Source organism: Paenibacillus barengoltzii NBRC 101215 (assembly GCF_004000745.1).
Classification (GTDB): domain Bacteria; phylum Bacillota; class Bacilli; order Paenibacillales; family Paenibacillaceae; genus Fontibacillus; species Fontibacillus barengoltzii.
The window spans coordinates 1-6878 of sequence record NZ_BILV01000125.1 but is presented as its reverse complement, the minus strand read 5'-3'; the positions used below and the strand labels follow the sequence as shown (position 1 = coordinate 6878).

Sequence of the window (6878 nt, the reverse complement as noted above, 5' to 3'; positions counted from 1 at the left end):
CCCCCATCACTTCGCTGTCGAGCATACCTTCCTTCACCGCAATCGCTTTGATCGTCATTTCCTCCGTCACTTCGATGGGCGTGGTATATTCGGCACTGCTGCTTGTCGGTTCGCTGCCGTCCGTTGTGTAGTAGATTGTTGCTCCTTCAGTTGTCGTGCTCAATGTTACCTTCGTGCCAGATGGAACCGCTCCGCCGGACGGACTTGCGATCGGCGAAGCTACCTGCCCCGGTTGCAGGATTGTATACTGTTCCTCCATTACCTCGCTGTCCAGCATGCCTTCCTTCACCGCAATCGCTTTGAGCGTCATTTCCTCCGTCACTTCGATGGGTGCGGTATATTCGGCGCTGCTGCTTGTCGGTTTGCTGCCGTCCATCGTGTAGTAGATTGTTGCATCGTTCGTATACGTGCTCAACGTCACCGTTGTACCAGCCGGGACTGCACCTCCCGCAGGACTTGCGATCGGCTTGGCGACTTGATCAGGAGGTAAGATCGTGTAATGCTCCTCCAGCACTTCGCTGTCTAGCATGCCGTCCTTTACGGCAATTGCCTTGAGCGTCATTCCCCCAGTCACTTCGATGGGCGCGGTATATTCGATGCTGCTGCTAGTAGGCGTGCTGCCGTCAGTTGTGTAGTAGATCATTGCATCGTTCGTATACGTGCTCAACGTCACCGTTGTCCCAGCCGGAACCGCACCGCCCGCAGGACTGGCGACTGGCTTCGATACTTGCTCTGGCTCCGCTTCTTGTGAGAGCGTGATCGTATACGTTTTACTTTCTTGCAAATAAGGGACGACTTCCACGGTAACGACCGTTTGCTCATCGGTTACTGGTATATTGACTCCTTTAGCGGGATCGGATTGTCGCTCACCATTCACATACACAGCTGCAAATTCCGCATTTTCCAGTGTCGCGAGCACGTTCACCAACGTAACATGATTGTCAATTAATACCGTGTATTCCTGCTTCGAAGGATCAAACAAGAGTTCCAATTCTCCACCGCTTTGATCGGTCAGTTCAATCGTTACAAGATCGCTTGTTGGAATGACGTGTTGACCGGAAGAAGTATCGCCCCAACCGACAATCGTTCCATCTGCTTGCAAGGCTAGCGTGTAATAGTTACCTGCCGAAATCGCTACAACGTCACTCAAATTAGAAGGAACTTCGAGTTGGTTAAATTTGTTATCTCCCCAGGCGATCACCGTGCCATCCGACTTTAAAGCAACGGAATGAAAGCGACCTGCACTGATGGCCACAACATCCTGCAGGTTTTCGGGCACTTCTAACTGTTTATACGTATTATCTCCCCAAGCGATCACCGTACCATCCGTTTTAAGCGCCAAGGAATGGTAGTGTCCTGCGCTAATGGCTTTTACATCATGCAGACCACTTGGCATATCCAGCTGGTTCAATTGATTCGCTCCCCAAATCACTACTGTACCGTCAGCCTTCAGAGCAAGGGAGTGAAACAATCCTGCACTAACGGCAATCACCTGATCCAAATCATCAGGCACATCGAGCCGCTTATCATTCTCCCCCCCTTCAATTCTACCCCAGGCAACGACTGTGCCATCGGCTTGCAACGCCAAAGCGTGATAGCTGCCTACGCTGATTGCCACTGTCTGTCCTTGCACTTCAGGCGGAATCGCCGCATAATGAGAACCGTCTCCCCAGATCACAATCGTGCCATCGGCTTTTAATGCCAGGCAAAAATCCTCCCCCGCCTCAATGGCGCGCACATCTTGCAAATCGGCAGGAATCGATAGGCGATTGTACAGATCGCTTCCCCAGCCGAGTACTTGGCCATCGGAGGTTAACGCAAGCGAATGGTTTTTCCCGGCAGCCAATTGTTTGGCTTTCACACGTTCATGGACATGTTCCGGCACGTCAGTCTGACCGTCATCATTATCCCCCCAGGCAATGATCATCCCATCCGCTTTCAAGGCAAGCGAATGTCGGTATCCCGCTGCAATCGCGATCACACCGCTTTTCGCAGTTTCGGGTACAACCGTTTGTTCGTTGTCTTCCCACGAACCGTCTGAAATGCCCCAGGCAATGACAGAGCCGTCAGATTTCAGGGCTAGAGAGTGTTTTTCCCCTGCCGCAATGGCGATAACGCCGCTTTCCGCCTCTTTCGGCACAGAAGATTGTCCGTAATCGTTACTCCCCCAAGCAATCACCTTGCCCGAAGCAGTTAACGCTAAAGAATGATCAGATCCTGCACTAATGGCTACTGCCTGGCCCTGCACCTCGTCAGGCACATCGAGTTTTCCTTCGCGACCATCTCCCCATGCAATCACTTCTCCGGCAGCCGTTAACGCTAAAGAATGCCAATATCCCGCCGCGATGGCGACAACGCCGCTTTCCGCTTCTTCCGGCACATCCGATTGACCATAAGAATTGGAGCCCCAGGCAATGACTTTCCCTGAGGACGTGAGGGCTAACGAATGGAAGGCAGTATTTCCCGCTGCAATGGCTACGATATCGCTTTTCGCTTCCGCCGGTACATTAGCTTCGCCGAATCTTCCCCTTCCCCAGGCGATGACCTCGCCGCCGGATGTGAGAGCGAGAGAGTGGTCTTGTCCTGCAGAAATCGAGACAATACTGGACTGTGCTTCAACAGGCACCGTTGTTGTGCCACCTTGATTCAATCCCCAAGCCAGAACTTCCCCGTCCGCTGTTAAAGCGAGGGAATGGTAACGCCCCCCTGCGATTTGCTGGATTCCTCCCCAACGATCACTCAAGGCTGGATGAAAGCTCCCTTGAGCAGACACGTTGTCATAGGGTACCGTGATCAGAAACGACTGGATGAGCAGCAAAGTGATGCACAGCTTCACCAAGCCGTTCCCCATATTGCTTTTATATGATTGTTTCATGCTTTTTCCCCGTGGATCCATCTCTTACAAATCCTCCTTCAGGTTAATCTCTTCATAGCTTCATCCGATTTATTATACAAACTACCTTTTCCTTTGTGATCAACCCTGACTGTCACAAAAATCACAAAGGTTGAAGAAGGGGGTGGAGTTTATTTGGATAAAAAAAGGAACGAATCAGAACAACTGCAGTGTTCTGGCACGTTCCAACGCTTGCAATCGATTTTTGGTCTGTAATTTGCCGTAGATGTTATTAATATGTGTTTTTACGGTTGCTAGAGAAACATTCAGTTTGAGCGCTATATCTTTATTGGACATCCCCGTTTCCATCAATCGAAGTACACTTTGTTCTTTGGCTGTTAAAGCAACCGCCGTTCTTTCATGGGGAATGCTGGCTTCCCTGTCAGCTGGCTGGAACAATCTTAGCAATCGTTTCACGTAGGGTAAAGGCACCTTTTGACTGGGGCGGCGATGCTGATTTTGGCGCAATCGGATATATTGATCCAACAATTGCCCAAGTGATGCTCCTTCGTCGACAAAGGTCCGGATATACCCTTCCGGCCGCGCCAATGCCAGCGCTTCTTCCAGTACGTCCATGGAGTCCGAAATCTTTCCTTGTAAGGATAGGATCATACTCTTGTGAACGAGCAGACGGATTCGATCGCTTTGCCGTCTTGCTTCTATAGTCAGGTGGAGTAGGCGCTCCGTTACAGCTGCGGCTTCTTCAATTTTTCCCTGCTCTGCCAGTATAGAGGCCAGTAAATCATATTCTTTGATCATGGATACCGGAATTTCGTCACGGAATCGCAAGCCGCACTTTCTCAGCCATTGTCTCACCGGTTTCTCTTCTCCTTGCATCCTGCCCAGCATGGCTCGAAACGAGGCGATTTTTCCGGACAAATGGGGATTCGCCATCTTGGATGTTTGTTGGGTTAACTCTTGTAATATTTGATTTGACGTCTCCCCGTCTCCCTGTACGGCGGCAATGCGGGCAAGCCAAAACGCCGCGATGGTCGCCAGGCTTATATTGTCATACAATTTTCCAATATGATAGGCTTGGCGCATAGCCTTCTCCGCTTCGACCAAGCGATTTCGTTCGTACTGCATTTTTCCATAGTCGATATATAAATGAGCAACAAAAAGCACATTTCGGGTCCCAGACCAAATCGACAGCAAGGGCGTCAACACCTGCTCCGCCAGTCGAAGGCTGTCATCCGACACGTAGATGTCCCACACCGGATGATAACCATCCCGGTCGCTCCCGAACCCAATGAAGAAATCGCCTTCCGGATGCTTCTCGACATATTCCTTTGAGAATTGAACCGCATATTCAAAATCACGATCCAAAAACGTGCGAAATGCGGCCAGAAAAGCAAGTCCGGCATGTAATGTTTCGGCTGCCGAAGGAGGAAGGGAGGCTGCGTCTTCATCCAACCTGCGAAGCGCTCTCCAATACCCGTCTGTGGCCGCTTCGACATGCCCGGACATGTATTGGGAGGAAAGTTTTGTCAACAGCATCATCGGCCTGGCAAATAACAGCGTGTCGGGAATCGCGCTCAACCACGTGCAAAGCGTTGTCCATTCCGTGTCCATCAGTTCCTGTGCAATTTTCTCTATTAATGAAAGCGCTTGTTCGTAACCGGCGGCCTTAAGGTAATGATCCACCGCTTCATGCGGATAACCGTTCTTTTCAAGCCATTTTCCTGCTGTCATATGATAGGTTTTCCATTGCCGCGGCTCGCGCATTTTCAACTGCGCCGTCAAAAATTGCCGGAATAGATGATGATACCTGTACCACTCCCGCCGCTCGTCCAAAGCTACAAGAAACAAGCTTCCCTTGTCTAATTGTTGCAAATACGCATGACTTTCGGCTATACCGGTTACCGCTTGACAAAGTTCGCCCGTCATCCGATCCAAAATCGATGTATAGAGTAAAAATTGCTGCATCGTTTCGGACTGTCGGGCTAACACCTCATCAAAGAAGTAATCCGATATATCACGTTCCGTCCCCGCCATCTTCCGGATTAGGGATACGGGATCGGCATGTTCGTGCAATGACAAGACGGCCAATCGCATCGCCGCTGCCCATCCCTCCGTCTTTTTTTGTACGGTCGCCACATCTTCGTTGGATAATTGTATACCACCGCACTTCGCAAAAAATTCAGTCGTTTCGTCCGGCACAAATCGGAGATCGCTCGCCTCCAACCAGATCAGCCTATTTTCTGCTCGTAGTCTGGAAAGAGGAAGCGCTGGAGAATTTCGGCTTGCAAGATAGAGATGGACATGTAGTGGTAAACGTTCCAGCAGATAAGTGACGCCCTGCAAGATGGACGTTTCTTCGATATGATGAAAGTCATCCCATACGAGCACCATCGTGTGTGAAATGCGATGTAGCCCGTTGATGAGCGCAGCAATCAGTGACACACCCGATGGATCTTCTGCGGCATGACGAAGGACGTCCTGTTGGTCAAAAGTCGGATAAGCTTGTTTTAACGCTGCAATGGTATGTGCCCAGAAGCGCATGCGATCATTATCCCCTTGATCAAGCGAGACCCAGGCGACGGGATTTTCCAGCGTCATCACCCACTCGCCGAGCAATGTCGTTTTGCCATACCCGGCTGGAGCTGTGATCAAAGTAAGCGTGCGATCTAACCCTTCATGCAAACGCCGGGTGAGACGAGAACGCGCAACAAGCGCGCTTCGCGATCGAGGAATATGAAGTTTCGTGGCTATGATCATGGTTTGCCCCCTTCCCTTTGACTATAATCATTAGGAATGAACATTTTCCTTACTATATTACCAGAAAACTTCCCGACGACCCTAACCGGCCTTCGACATAAATAAACCCGGAAACTGAACCTGTACCGGTCCAATTTCCGGGTTTCACGATGGTCTAGGGACAGACAGGCTGCCGGCTGCCGCATCTCAGTCATTCTTTCCGAACCAACAATACGACCGACTCCACATGCACCGAATGCGGGAACATATCCACCGGCGTGACCTCAACGGTCCGATACCCGCCGTCCTCCAGGATGCGCAGGTCACGAGCTAGCGTCGCTGGATTGCACGATACGTAAACTACGCGCTCGGGTTTCATCTCAAGGATCGTCTCCAGCAGGCGCGGGTCGCAGCCTTTACGAGGCGGGTCGACGACGATGACATCGGCTTCGATGCCCTGCTCTTTCCAGGCGGGGATCACGTCTTCGGAGGCACCGACCTCAAAGGTGACATGCTCCATCCCGTTCAGCTGGGCGTTGACGCGAGCGTCTTCGATCGCCTCTTTGACAATCTCCACGCCGTACACTCGCTTCGCATGTTGCGCGAGGAACAACGAGATCGTGCCAATGCCGCAATAAGCGTCAATGACGGTCTCTTGCCCGGTTAGACCAGCATATTCAACCGTTTTGCCGTAGAGGACTTCTGTCTGGATCGGGTTCACTTGGTAAAAAGAACGCGCCGAGATCGCAAACTTCACGTCTCCGATATAGTCATAGATCACTTCGCGCCCCCACAGGACGCGGGTTACGTCTCCGAAGATTACGTTCGTCTGCCGTGTATTGACGTTCTGGCAGATGCTCACCACGGACGGGAGTTCTTCGCGGATCGCCGCGATCCATTCGTCTTCACGAGGGATCCGATCGCCGTTGGTGACCAGCACCAGCATCATTTCTCCGGTGCGGAAGCCCACCTTCACGACGACGTGGCGCAGCAGGCCCTGGCCGGTCTCTTCGTCGTAGGCGGTGATGCCCAGGCGGCGGCCGATGGCTTTGACGCGGCGGATCACCTCATCGTTGCTCTCGTGCTGAATGAGGCACGTCTCCATATCGATGATGCGATGGCTGCCGCGGGCGTAGAAGCCGCCGACCAGGGCACCGTCGACGACGCCGACGGGCACCTGCGCCTTGTTGCGGTAGCGCCAAGGCGTCGCCATGCCGATCGTCGGTCGCACGACGACGGCGCGGCGGTCGGCATCGGCGGCGGCCGCCCCTGCGGCAGCGCCGGCGTC

At 52.3% G+C, this 6878-nt stretch carries 3 protein-coding genes; all 3 read right to left on the bottom strand.

Features of this window, described 5'->3' with window-relative positions:
* On the bottom strand, nt 1–2875 hold a 2875-nt coding region (locus PBA01S_RS22155; protein ID WP_164744234.1), incomplete at its 3' end, for an RCC1 domain-containing protein.
* A 174-nt stretch (nt 2876–3049) separates the two neighbouring features.
* Nucleotides 3050–5611: a winged helix-turn-helix domain-containing protein gene (locus PBA01S_RS22150; RefSeq protein ID WP_127576754.1), complete on the bottom strand. Its 2562-nt coding sequence runs from the start codon at nt 5609–5611 to the stop codon at nt 3050–3052.
* Between the two features lie 190 nt (nt 5612–5801).
* A partial coding sequence (gene rlmD, locus PBA01S_RS22145; protein WP_255315417.1) for a 23S rRNA (uracil(1939)-C(5))-methyltransferase RlmD occupies nt 5802–6878 on the bottom strand: 1077 nt, incomplete at its 5' end.

Coding starts and splice junctions, on each gene's coding strand:
- PBA01S_RS22150 (WP_127576754.1), bottom strand. CDS start 5,611: ATGATCATAGCCACGAAACTTCATATTCCTCGATCGCGAAGCGCGCTT.